Below are 15,329 nucleotides of genomic sequence, written 5' to 3'. Positions count from 1 at the left end.
AGCCTCCGTCGGTCCTCCCGGCGATCTAACCTGGCCGGCATGAGCGAGTGCACGCACGTTCCCGAGCTCCCGCGCGCCGAGCCGGCACCGCTGAGCGACACCTGCCTGGAGTGCCTGGCCGCCGGGAGCCATCCCGTCCAGCTGCGGCTCTGCCTGGTCTGCGGCCACGTCGGCTGCTGCGACTCCTCGCCGTACCGGCACGCGACCGCGCACTACGAGGAGACCGGCCACCCGGTGATGCGGTCGTTCGAGCCGGGCGACTCGTGGCGCTGGTGCTTCACGGACCGGATGCTGGTGTGAGGCCCCGGCCCGCCGGCGCCCCCGTGGGACGGGCACCGCTGCCGGGCGCCCCTTGGCGCCCCTTTAGCCTTGCCGCATGATCCGCGAAGCGACCCCCGACGACATACCGGTCATCCTGGCCATGATCGGCGAACTGGCCGCCTACGAACGCGTACCGGAGGCCGCCCGGGCCACCGAATCGCAGCTCAGGGAGGCCCTGTTCGGCCCCCATCCGGCCGTCTTCGCGCTGCTGGCCGAGGCCGACGGCGTCCCCGTGGGCTTCGCCCTGTGGTTCCGGAACTTCTCGACGTGGACGGGCACGCACGGTATCTATCTGGAGGACCTGTACGTGCGCCCCGAGGCACGCGGCGGCGGCCACGGCAAGGCCCTGCTGGCGGCCCTCGCGAAGATCTGCGCGGACCGCGGCTACGAGCGTTTCGAGTGGTCAGTCCTCGATTGGAACGAACCGTCCATCGGTTTTTACCGATCCATCGGCGCCCGGCCCATGGACGAATGGACCGTCTTCCGGCTCACTGGAGAGGAGCTGCACGACCTGGCCGGCACGGCAGAGGTCAACGGAGCGTAATCGGCCGCGATTTGACAGCTCCGACCCCTACCACTGTCCGTGCCCGAGGTTTTACACTCTGTAACAGACGCGACGCCGGACGAGCCCGAGCCGTCTCCGTCCGGACGGCTGCCCTGCTCCTTCCGGGCGACACCGGCCCGCGGATCGCGATAGCGTCACAGCCGAACCATGTGCCGCGCCGGATCGTTCTCCTGTCACCCGACGGGAGAGCTGCCCGGCGCGGACACCCCCGAAGAACGCGAACACCAAGAGCATTCATCACGCATTCCAGCTCAACCAGCTTGTGCCACCTTGGAGGTGAGGGTGTCCCAGATCGCAGGCGAGCCCGGGACGGTGGACTTCGTGGAAGTCCGCCTGCCCGCTGCGGGTGCCTACCTGTCAGTGCTGCGTACGGCCACGGCCGGGCTCGCAGCCCGCTTGGACTTCACCCTCGACGAAATCGAGGATCTGCGCATCGCGGTCGACGAAGCCTGCGCGATCCTGCTGCAACAGGCCGTCCCCGGCAGCGTGCTGAGCTGCGTCTTCCGCCTCATCGACGACGCGCTCCAGGTCACGGTGTCGGCCCCGACGACCGACGGCCGCGCTCCCGAGCGCGACACCTTCGCCTGGACGGTGCTCTCGGCGCTGGCCGGCAAGGTCGACTCCACCGTCGCCGAGGACCGTACGGTCACCATCAGTCTGTACAAGGAGCGCGGCGCCGGTCCCGGACCGTCATGACCGAACAGGGGGCCCCGTGAAAGATCTCGAACGCGGCGCGAGGATGGCGGCGGGCGCGACCATCCCCGGGCAGCATGCCCGGCCGCATCCGGTGGGAGCGGACGACCACGGCGGCCGGTTGGACGCGGCGGAGCAGGCAGAGCGGGCGGACCACATGGACCAGAGCGAGCAGCAGGGTCGGCAGGCGGATCGGCACGGGCCACCGGGCCCCGACGACAAGCCGCAGGATCAGCATTCCCCGGAGCCGCAGGACGGTCAGGAGCGCAGCGGCGCCCGGGCGATGTTCTACGAGCTGCGCAAGCTCCCCGAGGGCTCTCCGGAGCGCGCGGAGCTGCGCAACACCCTCGTACGGATGCACCTGCCGCTCGTCGAGCACCTGGCCCGGCGGTTCCGCAACCGCGGCGAGCCGCTCGACGATCTGACCCAGGTCGCCACCATCGGCCTGATCAAGTCGGTGGACCGGTTCGACCCGGAGCGCGGCGTGGAGTTCTCCACGTATGCCACCCCCACCGTCGTCGGCGAGATCAAGCGGCACTTCCGCGACAAGGGCTGGGCGGTCCGCGTCCCGCGGCGCCTCCAGGAGCTGCGGCTGTCGTTGACCACCGCCACCGCGGAGCTCTCCCAGCGGCACGGCCGGGCGCCCACGGTCCATGAGCTGGCCGAGCATCTGGGGATCTCCGAGGAGGAGGTCCTGGAGGGCCTGGAGTCGGCCAACGCGTACAGCACGCTGTCGCTGGACGTCCCGGACACCGACGACGAGTCCCCGGCCGTCGCCGACACCCTCGGCGCGGAGGACGAGGCGCTGGAGGGCGTGGAGTACCGCGAGTCCCTCAAACCGCTGCTGGAGGACCTCCCGCCGCGCGAGAAGAAGATCCTGCTGCTGCGCTTCTTCGGCAACATGACCCAGTCGCAGATCGCCCAGGAGGTCGGCATCTCCCAGATGCACGTCTCGCGCCTCCTGGCCCGCACCCTGGCCCAGCTGCGCGACAAGCTCCTGGTCGAGGAGTAGCCGGCACCGAACGACGCGGCGGCGGAGCCCCCGAGGCTCCGCCGCCGTGTCGTTCTCCGCGTCCGGCGCTCGCTCCCGCTACTCCCGCGGTCCGATGCCCAGCGCCTCGGTCGCCGTCGGATTGACCAGCAGGACGAGCACGACCAGCGCCGCCACGGCCAGCCCGGCCCCGGCGGCGATCAGTGCGCCGCCGCCCTTGACCAGGGTCCAGGCCACCGGCAGCGCCACGATCTGGGTGATCAGCGAGGGCCCCCGGCTCCAGCGGCGGCGCAGCCACAGCCCCCGCGCGGCGACCAGCGGCAGCACCGCCAGCGCCAGGATGGTCAGCCCGCCCATCTCCGCCTGCTGCGGACTGTCCGGCGCCCCGACCAGCCCGTTGACCAGCATGTACGCGCCGAGGACGGCCAGCGCCAGCCCCTCGACGGCGGTGAGCGCCGCGGCGGCACTCAGCCGGGCCGGCCGCGGACCGGCCGGCTCCGGTACGGCGGGGGCGCCGGCGGCGCGCTTCGCGGTCTGTTTCTGCTGACTGGTCACCCCAGCAGGGTAGCGCCGGCCCACCGTGCGACCCGGCCCGCCCGGTACCCCGGACAGGCGTGAGGCGAGTACCGGCAGGTAGGTACGCTGCTCCATATGCGCGCACTTCTCGTGGTCAATCCCGCAGCAACCACCACGAGTGCCCGCACCCGTGAGGTACTCACCCACGCACTGGCCAGTGACCTCAAGCTGGAGGTCGCCGAGACGCGGTACCGCGGCCACGCCCGCGACCTGGCCCGGGAGGCCGCCGAGGGCGGGGAGACCGAGCTGGTGGTGGCGCTCGGCGGCGACGGCACGGTCAACGAAGTCGTCAACGGCCTGCTGACGACCGGCCCCGACCCGGACTCGCACCCGCGGCTGGCCGTGGTCCCCGGCGGCTCCACCAATGTCTTCGCGCGCGCCCTCGGACTGCCCAACGACGTCGTGGAGGCGACCGGCGCCCTGCTGGACGCGCTGCGCGACCGCAGCGAGCGCACGGTAGGCCTGGGCCTGGCCGCGGGCACTCCGGGCAGCGTGGACGAGGGGGTGCCGGCCCGCTGGTTCACCTTCTGCGCGGGCTTCGGCTTCGACGCCGGCGTCGTCGGCCGGGTCGAACAGCAGCGCGAACGCGGTAAGCGGTCGACCCACGCCCTCTACGTGCGACAGGTCGTACGGCAGTTCCTCGGCGAGGCCAACCGCCGCCGGGGCACCATCACGCTCGAACGGCCGGGCGAGAAGCCGGGCAGCACGGAGGTCGTCGAAAACCTCGCGATGTCCATAATCTGCAACACCGCCCCCTGGTCATACCTGGGCAACCGCCCCATCTACCCGTCCCCCGACGCGTCCTTCGACACCGCCCTGGACCTCTTCGCGCTGGACAAGTTCTCGGTGCCCGCGGTGACCCGCTACGGTTCCCAACTCCTCACCTCCACACCGGATCGCGGCCCCCAGGGCAAGCACGTCCTCTCACTCCACGACCTCACGGACTTCACCTTGCATTCGCAGGTTCCGCTGCCGTTCCAGATGGATGGTGACCACCTCGGACTGCGCACGAGTGTGACGTTCACAGGCGTTCGCCGTGCACTGCGTGTGATTGTGTGAGCAGTAGGGCCTAAAGTCCTTTCACTCGAACGTTTAGGCTGGCTTCCACCCCCTGGAATGACGGCTGTGAGCTAGGCGACACCAAGGAATCAAAAAAAAGTTTCCGGAAGGGGTTGTATCCGCCGCCGAGGTTTGCGAGTCTCTTCATGGCGATCGGGACGGCCGCTTTACCGGCCCCCTTGAGAGCCCGAATCCTCCTCCTCATTCCACAGGACCGCACCAGTTCTCGACTGGCTTTCGGCCCTTCCCTTGTGGAGGGATTCGTGAAAGCGTTCACATTCACAAGCAACGATCCCGTCACACGAGGAGATGGAGCAGCCATGGACTGGCGTCACCGCGCCGTTTGCCGCGAGGAAGACCCCGAGCTCTTCTTCCCCATCGGCAACACCGGTCCTGCGCTGCTGCAGATCGAGGAAGCCAAGGCCGTCTGCCGCCGCTGCCCCGTCATGGAGCAGTGCCTGCAGTGGGCGCTTGAGTCCGGCCAGGACTCCGGCGTCTGGGGTGGTCTGAGCGAGGACGAGCGCCGCGCGATGAAGCGCCGTGCAGCTCGCAACCGGGCGCGCAACGCCAGCGCCTGAGCCAGCCGCCCCGTGGCCCCCGAGCCGCAGCGCGCAGTACCTTCGATGCCTGCCCGGAGCTGAAGCCCGGTCGTTATCGCATCGCAACAGCTTTGAGCCCCGGGCCGATCGGTCCGGGGCTTGCCGCTGTTCCGGGGCTCCGCGCGCTCCTCCCCCGCACTCCGCGCGCCGCCGCTCAGTTGCTCAGTTGCTCAGTGCTGCTTCTCGGGCCGCACCGGGACGTCGAGAATGACCTGGGTGCCGCCCTCGGGCCCGCGGACCATGTCGAACGTGCCGCCCAACTCGCCCTCCACCAGGGTCCGTACGATCTGCAGACCCAGGTTTCCGGTGCGTTGCGGGTCGAAACCCTCCGGCAGACCACGGCCGTTGTCCTGGACGGTGACCAGCAGCCGGGGCTCCGTGCGGCTGCCGCCGCGGACCGCGCCGACCTCGACGGTGCCGTGTTCCAGCTGGTCGAAAGCGTGCTCCAGGGCGTTCTGCAGCACTTCCGTCAGCACCATCGACAGCGGCGTGGCCACCTCGGCATCCAGGATGCCGAAGCGCCCGGTGCGGCGGGTGGTCACCTTGCCCGGCGCGATCTCCGCGACCATGGCCAGTACCCGGTCGGCGATTTCGTCGAACTCGACCCGCTCGTCGAGGTTCTGGGACAGCGTCTCGTGCACGATCGCGATCGAACCGACCCTGCGCACCGCCTCGTCGAGGGCCTCGCGGCCCTGTGCGGAATCCATCCGGCGGGACTGCAGCCGCAGCAGTGCGGCAACGGTCTGGAGGTTGTTCTTCACCCGGTGGTGGATTTCCCGGATGGTGGCGTCCTTGGTGATCAGCTCCCGCTCGCGGCGTCGCAGTTCGGTCACATCGCGCAGCAGTACCAGCGACCCGATATGGGTGCCCTTGGGCTTGAGCGGAATGGCGCGCAATTGGATCACGCCGTCGTTGCCCTCGACCTCGAATTCCCGCGGGGCCCAGCCGCTGGCCAGTTTGACCAGGGCCTCGTCCACCGGGCCGCGGGCCGGGGCCAGTTCGGCGGTGGCCTGGCCGAGGTGGTGACCCACCAGGTCGGCGGCGAGGCCGAGCCGGTGGTAGGCGGAGAGCGCGTTGGGGCTGGCGTACTGGACCACACCGTCGGCGTCGAGCCGGATCAGCCCGTCGCCGGCACGCGGCGAGGCGTCCATGTCGACCTGCTGGCCGGGGAAGGGAAACGTTCCGGCGGCGATCATCTGGGCGAGGTCGGACGCGCTCTGGAGGTAGGTGAGCTCCAGCCGGCTCGGGGTCCGTACGGTCAGCAGGTTGGTGTTCCGGGCGATCACCCCGAGCACCCGGCCCTCGCGGCGGACCGGGATGGACTCGACGCGCACCGGCACCTCCTCGCGCCACTCCGGGTCGCCCTCGCGCACGATACGGCCCTCGTCCAGGGCGGAGTCCAGCATCGGGCGGCGGCCCCGGGGGACCAGGTGGCCGACCATGTCGTCCTGATAGGAGGTGGGGCCGGTGTTCGGCCGCATCTGGGCGACGGAGACATAACGGGTGCCGTCGAGGGTGGGGACCCACAGGACGAGGTCGGCGAAGGACAGGTCGGAGAGCAGCTGCCACTCCGAGACCAGCAGATGCAGCCACTCGAGGTCGGAGTCGCTCAGAGCGGTGTGCTGGCGTACGAGATCGTTCATGGAGGGCACATCTTGGAGCCTACCGGCGTACGGTGTATGTCTAGTGCCTGCACAACCATGGACAGAGAAGAATGGTCTAGTCCAGAATGTGAGGCGCGACACCCCTGGGGGAGACCCCAGCCCATGAACCTCCGCTCTCCCCGCACAGGAGGGCGGACCGAGGCCCGCAGCGCTCTCTGCCCTGACTGCGCCGCGGCCTCTGATCGACCGGTCCCGGGACGGGACGGCGCCCCTACCGCACACGGGGCACCACCCGCCCGCTAGTACGGGGCCGGCCGATGTCAGCTCCGGGCTGCGGTGCCGGACAGGTTGAGGGTCCTGTCCCGGCGCCGCGGCCCGCGGGTGTTTTCGGGGCCGGCGGGACGGCGTCCGGCAGCCGGTCACCCATCCGGTCCCGGCACGGTGCCTCCATTTCCGCCGCCGCTCCCGTCGGCCCCTCTTCCGCTCTTCCGCCCTCCCTCGCCGGATGCCTGCTAGGACGGCTGCCGCGGCAGGGCGTGCATCGCCAGCTCGGCGACCGCCTCCAGGGTCGTACGGTCGACGCCGTCGCGGGCGGACTGCGACATGCCGGCGACGATGACGCTCACATACTCCGCCAGGCCATGTGCGTCCGTACCGGCCGGAAGCTCGCCGGCCGCGATGTCCGCCCGGATCGCGCGCTCCATCTCCCGGACGTTGCGCTGCCGCATCTCCCGCAGGGACGCGGCGACTTCGGCGGAGGCGGGGGTGGTGTTCAGGGCGGCGCTGATCACCAGGCAGCCCCGGGGGCGGCCGGGCACGGTGTATTCGACCGCGGCCTCGCGCAGTGCCCGCTCGATGCCGCGGCGGGCGGTCGGCTCCTCGGCGATGGCGCGGGAGATGAAGCCGCCGTACCGCCGCCCGTACGCGGCCACCGCCTCGTCGAACAGCGCCCGCTTGTCGCCGAAGGCGGCGTAGAGGCTGGGGGCGCTGATGCCCATCACGCGGGTGAGGTCGGAGATCGAGGTGGCCTCGTAGCCGCACTCCCAGAAGGACCGCATCGCCTGCTCCAGCGCCGTCTCCCGGTCGAAGGACCGGGGTCGACCGCGCTGCTTCGTCTCCTTGGCCACCATGGAGTGAATTCTATAGCGGCCGGTAAGGAAATGGTGCTACGGTTTTTATATAGCGAGCGCTACAGAAAGAGCTCGTGACGCGATCAAGCGTGCGCGGGGATCAGCCGTGCGGACGCGCGAACGAAGGGGAGGGGCACTGCCATGGGTGCGCTCGACGGCAAGACGGCACTGGTGACGGGCGGCAGCAGGGGGATCGGCCGGGCCATTTCGGAGCGGCTGGGGAGGGACGGCGCACGGGTCGGCGTGCACTACGGCCGCGACGAGGCGGCGGCCAAGGAGACGGCCGCGGCGATCGAGGCGGCCGGCGGCCAGGCGTTCACGGTCCGCGCCGAGTTGGGGGTGCCGGGGGACGCCGAGGCGCTGTGGGCGGCGTTCGACGCACAGGCCGAGGGGCTGGACATCCTGGTCAACAACGCCGGGATCAACAAGGCGGTGGACGGGACACTCAAGAGGATCGCCACGGTGACGGAGGAGGACTACGACCAGCTCTTCGCGGTCAACACCAAGGCGCCGTTCTTCGTCACGCAGTTGGGGCTGAGCCGGCTGCGGGACGGCGGACGGATCATCAACACCTCGACGGGGCTGACGCACGGCGCGGCCAAACCCGAGCTGATCGCCTATGCGATGACCAAGGGCGCGCTCGATGTCTTCACCCGGACCCTGGCGAAGGATCTCGGCCCGCGCGGGATCACGGTCAACGCCGTGGCCCCCGGGGCGACCGACACGGACATGAACGCCGCCTGGCTGCGCGGCGAGGGGAGCGAGGCAGCGCGTGCGGCGACCGGGGCGATATCCCCGCTGGGCCGGGTCGCGGACGCCACCGACATCGGCGACGTCGTGGCCTTCCTGGCCTCGAACGACAGCCGGTGGGTGACGGGCCAGTGGATCGATGCCACGGGCGGCGCGCTGCTGTGAGGGGTGACAGCGAGGAAAGGAGGGGCTGACGCCGAGCGGCAGACGGGCCGATGTCCGGACGGCCGTCGGGGCGGCGGACAGGCCACCGGGGCGACGGAAGGCGGACGGCTGTTCGTGCCGATTCGTTCAGCCGCGCCGGCGGGTCAGGTGTGCCCACCTCTGCTAGATTGGTCTATACCACATGAGACCACTCTCCAGAACGGCAGGCCAAGCGTGGAAGTTGTCATCGTCCCGAATGCCGCGGCAGGCGGCGAGCTCATCGCGGAGGCCATCGCCACCCTGATGCGCCGCAAGCCCGACGCGCTGCTCGGCGTGGCCACCGGCTCGACCCCGTTGCCCATCTACGAGGCGCTGGCCGCGAAGGTCCGGGCCGGCGAGGTGGACGCCTCGCGGACGCGGATCTGCCAGCTCGACGAGTATGTGGGCCTGCCGGCCGGGCATCCGGAGTCGTACCGTTCGGTGGTGCTGCGCGAGGTGGTGGAGCCGCTCGGGCTCGACGAGGCCGCGTTCATGGGCCCCGACGGCACGGCCGAGGACGTCCAGGCCGCGTGCGAGGCGTACGACAAGGCGCTGAGCGAGGCCGGCGGTGTGGACCTCCAGCTGCTCGGCATCGGCACCGACGGGCACATCGGCTTCAACGAGCCGTGTTCGTCGCTCGCTTCGCGTACCCGCATCAAGACCCTGACCCAGCAGACCCGGGAGGACAACGCCCGCTTCTTCGACAGCCTCGACGAGGTGCCGCACCATGTCATCACCCAGGGCATCGGCACCATCCTGGAGGCGCGGCATCTGGTGCTGCTCGCCACGGGCGAGGGCAAGGCGGACGCCGTCGCCCAGTGCGTCGAGGGCCCGGTGGCCGCGCTGGTCCCCGCCTCGGCGCTCCAGCTCCACCCGCATGCGACGGTGGTCGTCGACGAGGCGGCGGCGTCCAAGCTGAAGCTCGGCGAGTACTTCCGCGCGACATACGCGGCCAAGCCGAAGTGGCAGGGGCTGTAGAGGGGCTGTAGGGCGATAGGGCCGTCGGGCCCCAGGGGCGCGGCCGTACCGGCTGGGGGGGGCGGAGAGCCGGGGCTGAGAGCTGGGGTGGCGGAGAGCGGGGGCCGGGCGGGCTGCGCCGGCGGGCCGTGTCCGGGGACGGCGTACCGGTCCGCGGCCGGGGTGCCGTACTGCCGTACCGGTCCGCCGGGGGGCACGGTCGGCGCGCCCGGCCGGGGGCGCCCGGCCGGGCCGCCGATCACGCCGGCCATGTCGCACACCGCGTCGGCGTCTCGCACACCGCGTCGGCGTCGTGGCCGGGCGCCCGGCCAAGTTGGCCGGGCCGCCAGTCAAGTTGGCCGGCAGATTGGCCGGCCTGCCGGGCCCGTTGCCCGGACCGGTCGGCCAGGCTGCCGGTCAGGCGGCCGTCTCAGCGCTGCGCCGTCGGATGCGGGGGCGGCGTCGACTGCGGGAGCGTGGACGTCAGGGCCTCGGCCGCTGCCCGGCCGCAGACCCGGGCGGCGCCGTGGGTGGCGATGTGGGGGGTGCCCTGGGGTGGGGACTGGGGGACGCCCATCTCGATGACCGCGGTGCGAGGGCGGGCGGTCAGCAGGGTGTGCAGGGCGTCGGCCATCCAGGGGTGGCGGTGGACGTCGCGGACCACGGCCACGACGGGGCGGTCGGCGGCGTCGGCGAGCAGGTCCTCGACGAGGGCGGCGGTGCCGGTCCGGGCGGCGTCCTCCGCGGTGTAGGTGGCGGTCCGGGTGCCGGGCAGGAGCCGGGAGAGTTCGGCGGCGACGCCCCAAGGGGTGTCGTCCCCGACCGCGATGTTGGCGAGGGGGGTGAAGGCCGCGACATAGGCGGGGGTGGTCAGGGGTTCGTAGGGGGTGACGGACGTCAGGCGCAGGGCGCGGCGGGCCGCGGTGAGACCGATACCGGGTGCGGGCGCGGCCCCCTCCCCCGCGCCCGCACTCCGGGTCCAGCGCGCCAGGGCGCGCACCCGTGCCGCGGCGTCGGCGAGCCGTTCCTCCGGCAGTTCGCCGTCGCGCACCGCCCGTACGAGGGCGTCGCGCAGCCGCAGCACGGTGTCCTCGTCGGCCCGTCCGCCGCCCACGCAGATCGCGTCGGCGCCGGCCGCGACGGCCAGGACGCTGCCGCGTTCGATGCCGTAGGTGGCGGAGATGGCACGCATCTCCATGCCGTCGGTGACGATCAGGCCGTCGAAGCCGAGGCCGCCTTCGGTGGCGGGGGCGCGCAGCAGGCCGTGCAGGGCGGCCGGGCTGAGCGTGGCCGGGTGCTCGGCGTCCAGGGCGGGCAGCAGGATGTGTGCGCTCATCACGGCCCGGGTGCCGGCGGCGATCGCGGCGCGGAACGGCACCAGTTCGCGTTCCTGAAGGGTGTCCAGGTCGGCGGTGATGCGCGGCAGGTCGTGGTGCGAGTCGACGGCGGTGTCGCCGTGGCCGGGGAAGTGCTTGGTGCAGGCGGCGACGCCGGCGGACTGGAGGCCCTCGATGTAGGCGGCGGTGTGCCGGGCGACGCGCAGCGGGTCGGCGCCGAAGGAGCGGACGCCGATGACGGGGTTGGCGGGGTTGGAGTTGACGTCGGCGGAGGGGGCCCAGTTGAGGTTGATGCCGCAGTCGGCCAGCCGGCGGCCGAGTTCGTGGGCGACGTCGCGGGTCAGCGCGGTGTCGTCGACGGCGCCGAGCGCGAGGTTGCCGGGGAAGGAGGAGCCGCCGCGCACTTCGAGGCGGGTGACATCGCCGCCCTCCTCGTCGATGGCGACCAGCAGGTCCTCGCGGCTGCTCCGCAACCGGCCGGTGAGTGCGGTGAGTTGCCCCGGGCTGTGCACGTTCCGTCCGAAGAGGCCGACGGACACCAGGCCCTCGTCGAGGCGGCGCAGCACCCAGTCGGGGGCGGTGGTGCCGGTGAAGCCGGGCTGGAGGACGGCGAGGGCGTCCCGGGTGAGGGTGTCGGCGGAGCGGATGACGGTGGCCATGGTTATCCCTTCACTGCGCCGGAGGTGAGACCGCCGACCGCCTTGCGTTGCAGGATCAGGAAGAGGATCAGGATCGGGATGGCGAAGAGCGTGGCGGCGGCCATGGTGGCGCCCCAGTCGTTGCCGAACTGGGTCTGGAACTGCGAGAGCCACAGCGGCAGGGTGCCGGCGCCGGGCTCCTTGTTGAGTACGAGCACGAGAGGGAACTCGTTCCAGGCGGTGATGAAGCCGAAGAGGGAGGTGGCCATCAGGCCGGGCGCCAGCAGCGGGAGGACGACCCTGGCGAACGCCTGCCGGCGCGAGCAGCCGTCGACCATCGCGGACTCCTCCAGCTCCTTGGGCACCGCGGCGACATAGCCGCGCAGCGTGAGGAGGGTGAAGGGCAGCACCATCAGCATGTAGAAGAAGGTGAGCGGCAGCAGGCTGTTGAGCAGGTCCGCGTCCCGGACGATCAGGTAGATCGAGATCACCATGACCTCCCAGGGTGCCATCTGGGCGACCATGAAGGTCAGCAGGATTCCCTTGCGGCCCTTGAAGCGCATCCGCGCGACGGCGAACGCGCCGCAGAGCGCGATCAGCAGCGAGAGCCCGACGGCGAGCACGGTCACGATGGCGGAATTCCCGGCCAGCTGCCAGAAGTTCGGGGCGTTCACCGCCGTCGCGAAGTGCTCGACGGTGCCGTGGAGCGGGAACCACACGGGGTCCTTGCCGATGATGTCCTGGGTCGGCTTGAAGGCCGTGCTGACCATCCAGTAGACGGGGAAGACGAAGCCGAGCGCGAGGACCACCGCCGTCGCGTCGGGCCAGATCCGGCCGGCGAGCGAGCGCCTCACAGCGCGTCCTCCTCTTGCTTGAGCGTCAGGCGCAGGTAGTAGGCGGTCAGGACCAGCAGCACGGCGATCGTCAGCAGCGAGATCGCGGCGCCCATCCCGAAGTGGAGATTGCCGACGCCCTCGGTGAAGGCGTAGATCGGCAGCGTCTCGGTGAGCCGGTCCGGGCCGCCCTGGTTGATGGCGAAGATCTGCGGAAACGCCTTGAAGACCCAGATGACTTCGAGGAATGTCGTGGCGAGGAAGAAGGGACGCAGGAAGGGGAAGGTGACGGAGGTGAAGACCTTCCAGGTGCCGGCGCCGTCCATCCGGGCCGCCTCGTAGAGCTCCTTGGGGATGGTCGTGGTGGCGGCGTAGAGGTTGAGGGCCACGAAGGGCAGCGACTGCCAGACGATCAGGACGGTGATGACGAAGAAGGTGGACAGCTGGGTGCCGACCCAGTCGTAGCCGGCCATGGAGTGCCGGCCGAGCCGGTCCAGGACCCAGTTGACGACGCCGTAGCGGGAGTCGAAGAGCCACTGGAAGACGGTGGTGGCGGCGATCACCGGCATCGCCCAGGCCAGCACCAGCGCGACGGACAGCACCAGCCGCATCTTCTTGCCGAGCCGGGCGAGCAGCAGCCCGATCAGCGTCCCGAACACCATGATCAGTACGACATTGGCGCCGGTGAAGACGACGGTGCGCAGGGTGACCCGCCAGAACTGCGAACTGCCCAGGATTTCCTGGTAGTTGGCGGTGCCGCGCCACTCGGTGAGGTGCTGGATCAGCTCCTTCATGTTGAGGTTCTGGAAGGAGAGCACCAGGTTGCGCACCATCGGCCAGCCGAGGAAGACCGCGGTCGCCAGCAGGGCCGGGAGCAGCAGGAGGTACGGCGCGCCGCGGGCCGCCCGGCCGCGACGGGCGGGCGGCGGGCCTCCCTTGCCGGTCCGCGGCGCGGTCCTGCCCGCCGCGCCGTCGAGCTGCACTGCCATGAGCGTCTGGTCCCCTCGTTGCCGTGGATGCGGCGGTCGTTCCCGTGGTTGGCGGCGGTCGTGCCGGTAACCGCGGCGGTCGTTCCCATGGTTACGGCGGTCGTTCCCGTGGCTGCGGCCGTAGTTCCCCGGGTACGGCGGTGTGGCGCGCATACCGGCGCGGTGCCGGCCGCCCGCCCGCCCGGCCCGTCCGTGGCCGGTGGGCGGCTACTACTGCTTCGCGAGCCGCGCGTTGATCTCGGACTCGATGTCCTTGGCGGCGTCCGCCGGGGCCTTGCCGCCGAGGACGGCGGTCATATAGCTCTTGATCGGGTTCGGCACGTTCTCCACCGCGGCCCACTGGGGGATCAGCGGGGTGGTGCCGCCGGACTTCGCGGCGGCGGGTGCGGCAGCCGCGGCGGCCGGGTTCTCCTTGGCGGCGCCGGCCAGCGCCGGGGACTTGGGCGTCCAGCCGGCCTCCCTGACCATCTGCGCGTCATTGTCCTTGGAGAGCGCGACCTTGAGGAATTCCTTGGCGAGTTCCTGGTTCTTGCCCATTCCGGCGACCGCGAAGTTGGAACCGCCGAGGAAAACCCCCTCGGGCTTGGCGGCGGTCTCCCCCGGGATGGTGAAGTACCCGATGTCGTCCTTGATCTTCGGGTTGGCCTTGATGGCGGTGGCGGCCTCGTACCCCATGGCGATGATGGCGCCGGTCTTCCCCTTGGCGAAGATCTCGGCCTGCTGCGGGGTGGCCTCGTCCTTGTTCTTCGGGGCGGTGCTGAACGCCTGGTACTGCTTGTAGATGTCCATGGCCTTGGCGACCTTGGGGTCGCCGAGGTTGGACACCCATTTACCGCCCACCTGCTTCACCAGGTCGGCGCCGGTGCCGATCGTCAGGCCGTCGAAGAAGTACCAGTTCTGGCCCGGGAGATAGAGCGGTTCGGCATCGGTCTTCCGCTTGATGGTGTCGAACGCCTTGAAGAGTTCGGCGCGTGTGGTGGGCAGCGACGTGATCCCGGCCCGGGCCCAGATCTTCTTGTTGTACATCACCACGCGGTTGCCGGCGTACCACGGCAGCGCGTACTGCTTGCCGTCGACCATCGCGGCCTTGTTGAAGGCGTCGCTCCAGTCCGCGCCGATGTCCTTCTTCAGATCGCCGAGGTCGGCCAGCGCGCCGGCCTTGGCGTAGGCGGCGGTCTGGGTGTTGCCGATCTCCACGACGTCCGGCGGGGTGTCCTCGGAAAGGGCGGTGCTCAGCTTCTGCTGAATGCCGTTCCACTGCTGGACCTTGAATTCGACGGTGGCGCCGGTCTTCTTCTCGAACTGCTCGGAGACCTGCTTGGTCCACTGCGCCGGATTGGAGCCGTCCATCACCCAAACGGTCAGCTTCCGGCCCTTGAAGCCGTCCGCGCTGTTGCCGCCGCCCGACCCACAGGCAGCGACGCTCATGAGCATTCCCGCGACCGCCGTCGCCGCTATGAGTCCACGCTTCATTGCGTTCTCCCCCTCAAGGACGGGTGTGGTCTTTAATGGTTTAGACCAGTGCCCGCAGCTTGGCCTAGACCTTTTGGGGTGTCAAGGGTGTATAAGAGTCGCTGTCAGGTCCGTTACCGGACCGACATCTGCCGGGCCGGGACCCGCGCGGGAGCAGCCGCATCCCACCCGTGCCACGATGTGAGCCGCTACGTACGGAGGAGCCGGTGACGGCAGCACGACAGGAGTCGGAGAGGCGGGTCATGGAGACCGACGCGGGCAGCGCCGAGAACGGCGGCGGTGCGACGCGCACCGCCCGGGTGCCCAAGTACTACCGCCTCAAGCGGCACTTGCTGGAGATCACCGAGACCCTGCCGCCCGGCACCCCGGTCCCGCCCGAGCGCACCCTCGCCGCCGAGTTCGACACCTCCCGCACCACGGTCCGCCAGGCCCTCCAGGAACTGGTCGTCGAGGGCCGCCTGGAGCGAATCCAGGGCAAGGGCACCTTCGTCGCCAAGCCCAAGGTCTCCCAGGCGCTGCAACTGACGTCCTACACGGAGGACATGCGGGCCCAGGGCCTGGAGCCGGCCTCCCAGCTGCTGGACATCGGCTATGTCACCGCCGATGACCGGCTGGCCGGGCTGCTCGACAT

16 protein-coding genes are annotated in these 15,329 nt (G+C 70.7%); 9 read left to right on the top strand and 7 right to left on the bottom strand.

The features are described 5' to 3' along the window. Positions 1-39 precede the first annotated feature (39 nt). The 4 genes from RZ84_RS24195 to RZ84_RS24180 all read left to right on the top strand — a co-directional run bounded on the left by RZ84_RS24195 (position 40) and on the right by RZ84_RS24180 (position 2,591). Entirely contained in the window at positions 40-300 is a 261-nt protein-coding gene (locus RZ84_RS24195) for a UBP-type zinc finger domain-containing protein (RefSeq protein WP_043266048.1), read from the top strand. A 76-nt stretch (positions 301-376) separates the two neighbouring features. Next, a complete protein-coding gene (locus RZ84_RS24190) occupies positions 377-865 on the top strand; it encodes a GNAT family N-acetyltransferase (protein WP_043266047.1) in 489 nt (162 codons plus the stop codon). Between the two features lie 303 nt (positions 866-1,168). After that, the gene (locus tag RZ84_RS24185; protein WP_043266046.1) at positions 1,169-1,582 is read left to right on the top strand and encodes an ATP-binding protein; all 414 of its coding nucleotides are present in this window, start codon (positions 1,169-1,171) and stop codon (positions 1,580-1,582) included. Between the two features lie 43 nt (positions 1,583-1,625). Then, the gene (locus tag RZ84_RS24180; RefSeq protein ID WP_043266045.1) at positions 1,626-2,591 is read left to right on the top strand and encodes an RNA polymerase sigma factor SigF; all 966 of its coding nucleotides are present in this window, start codon (positions 1,626-1,628) and stop codon (positions 2,589-2,591) included. Positions 2,592-2,669: 78 nt separating this feature from the next. On the opposite strand, the gene RZ84_RS24175 is transcribed toward RZ84_RS24180, so the two are convergent. Further along, a complete protein-coding gene (locus RZ84_RS24175) occupies positions 2,670-3,125 on the bottom strand; it encodes a hypothetical protein (RefSeq protein ID WP_043270713.1) in 456 nt (151 codons plus the stop codon). Positions 3,126-3,221: 96 nt separating this feature from the next. Here RZ84_RS24175 and RZ84_RS24170 point away from each other — a divergent pair, with 96 nt between their 5' ends. Continuing rightward, positions 3,222-4,205 carry a diacylglycerol/lipid kinase family protein gene (locus RZ84_RS24170; RefSeq protein WP_043266044.1) on the top strand — a complete coding sequence of 328 codons (984 nt, stop codon included), beginning with the start codon at positions 3,222-3,224 and terminating at the stop codon, positions 4,203-4,205. Between the two features lie 320 nt (positions 4,206-4,525). Further along, positions 4,526-4,783, top strand: coding sequence for a WhiB family transcriptional regulator (locus RZ84_RS24165; RefSeq protein ID WP_003983230.1), 258 nt, complete (start codon positions 4,526-4,528; stop codon positions 4,781-4,783). A 191-nt stretch (positions 4,784-4,974) separates the two neighbouring features. On the opposite strand, the gene RZ84_RS24160 is transcribed toward RZ84_RS24165, so the two are convergent. Both RZ84_RS24160 and RZ84_RS24155 read right to left on the bottom strand, forming a co-directional pair. Beyond that, entirely contained in the window at positions 4,975-6,447 is a 1,473-nt protein-coding gene (locus tag RZ84_RS24160; RefSeq protein WP_043266043.1) for a sensor histidine kinase, read from the bottom strand. A 473-nt stretch (positions 6,448-6,920) separates the two neighbouring features. Next, complete coding sequence (locus RZ84_RS24155) at positions 6,921-7,538, bottom strand: TetR/AcrR family transcriptional regulator (protein WP_052230139.1); 618 nt, start codon at positions 7,536-7,538, stop codon at positions 6,921-6,923. Positions 7,539-7,679: 141 nt separating this feature from the next. On the opposite strand from RZ84_RS24155, the gene RZ84_RS24150 reads away from it, so the two are divergent. Next, positions 7,680-8,453, top strand: coding sequence for an SDR family oxidoreductase (locus tag RZ84_RS24150; protein ID WP_043266041.1), 774 nt, complete (start codon positions 7,680-7,682; stop codon positions 8,451-8,453). 213 nt (positions 8,454-8,666) lie between these two features. Beyond that, a complete protein-coding gene (gene nagB / locus RZ84_RS24145) occupies positions 8,667-9,449 on the top strand; it encodes a glucosamine-6-phosphate deaminase (protein ID WP_043266040.1) in 783 nt (260 codons plus the stop codon). 409 nt (positions 9,450-9,858) lie between these two features. Here the strand turns inward: nagB and RZ84_RS24140 are convergent, their stop codons facing one another. From RZ84_RS24140 to RZ84_RS24125, 4 genes are all read right to left on the bottom strand, one after another. Continuing rightward, positions 9,859-11,424, bottom strand: coding sequence for a glycoside hydrolase family 3 protein (locus RZ84_RS24140; RefSeq protein WP_052230138.1), 1,566 nt, complete (start codon positions 11,422-11,424; stop codon positions 9,859-9,861). 2 nt (positions 11,425-11,426) lie between these two features. After that, on the bottom strand, positions 11,427-12,257 hold the full coding sequence (locus RZ84_RS24135; RefSeq protein ID WP_043266039.1) for a carbohydrate ABC transporter permease: 831 nt from the start codon (positions 12,255-12,257) through the stop codon (positions 11,427-11,429). Then, the gene (locus RZ84_RS24130) at positions 12,254-13,225 is read right to left on the bottom strand and encodes a carbohydrate ABC transporter permease (RefSeq protein WP_043266038.1); all 972 of its coding nucleotides are present in this window, start codon (positions 13,223-13,225) and stop codon (positions 12,254-12,256) included. The genes RZ84_RS24135 and RZ84_RS24130 overlap by 4 nt, the downstream gene beginning before the upstream one ends. 210 nt (positions 13,226-13,435) lie before the next feature. Then, positions 13,436-14,698: an extracellular solute-binding protein gene (locus RZ84_RS24125; RefSeq protein WP_043266037.1), complete on the bottom strand. Its 1,263-nt coding sequence runs from the start codon at positions 14,696-14,698 to the stop codon at positions 13,436-13,438. 242 nt (positions 14,699-14,940) lie between these two features. On the opposite strand from RZ84_RS24125, the gene RZ84_RS41680 reads away from it, so the two are divergent. Next, positions 14,941-15,329 (top strand): GntR family transcriptional regulator (locus RZ84_RS41680; protein ID WP_241778090.1); only part of this gene is annotated, 389 nt, incomplete at its 3' end.

Origin of the sequence: Streptomyces sp. CT34 (genome assembly GCF_000805335.1) — a bacterium.
GTDB lineage: Bacteria > Actinomycetota > Actinomycetes > Streptomycetales > Streptomycetaceae > Streptomyces.
The sequence above is the reverse complement of the archived record's forward strand: the minus strand, read 5'-3'. Positions and strand labels throughout refer to the sequence as shown.

Excerpts from the sequence above, each read along its gene's own strand:
- RZ84_RS24150 (WP_043266041.1), top strand. The coding sequence starts at position 7,680 with ATGGGTGCGCTCGACGGCAAGACGGCACTGGTGACGGGCGGCAGCAGG.
- RZ84_RS24155 (WP_052230139.1), bottom strand. The coding sequence starts at position 7,538 with ATGGTGGCCAAGGAGACGAAGCAGCGCGGTCGACCCCGGTCCTTCGAC.
- RZ84_RS24160 (WP_043266043.1), bottom strand. The coding sequence starts at position 6,447 with ATGAACGATCTCGTACGCCAGCACACCGCTCTGAGCGACTCCGACCTC.
- RZ84_RS24165 (WP_003983230.1), top strand. The coding sequence starts at position 4,526 with ATGGACTGGCGTCACCGCGCCGTTTGCCGCGAGGAAGACCCCGAGCTC.
- RZ84_RS24170 (WP_043266044.1), top strand. The coding sequence starts at position 3,222 with ATGCGCGCACTTCTCGTGGTCAATCCCGCAGCAACCACCACGAGTGCC.
- RZ84_RS24130 (WP_043266038.1), bottom strand. The coding sequence starts at position 13,225 with ATGGCAGTGCAGCTCGACGGCGCGGCGGGCAGGACCGCGCCGCGGACC.
- RZ84_RS24140 (WP_052230138.1), bottom strand. The coding sequence starts at position 11,424 with ATGGCCACCGTCATCCGCTCCGCCGACACCCTCACCCGGGACGCCCTC.
- RZ84_RS24190 (WP_043266047.1), top strand. The coding sequence starts at position 377 with ATGATCCGCGAAGCGACCCCCGACGACATACCGGTCATCCTGGCCATG.
- RZ84_RS24180 (WP_043266045.1), top strand. The coding sequence starts at position 1,626 with ATGGCGGCGGGCGCGACCATCCCCGGGCAGCATGCCCGGCCGCATCCG.
- RZ84_RS24195 (WP_043266048.1), top strand. The coding sequence starts at position 40 with ATGAGCGAGTGCACGCACGTTCCCGAGCTCCCGCGCGCCGAGCCGGCA.
- RZ84_RS24125 (WP_043266037.1), bottom strand. The coding sequence starts at position 14,698 with ATGAAGCGTGGACTCATAGCGGCGACGGCGGTCGCGGGAATGCTCATG.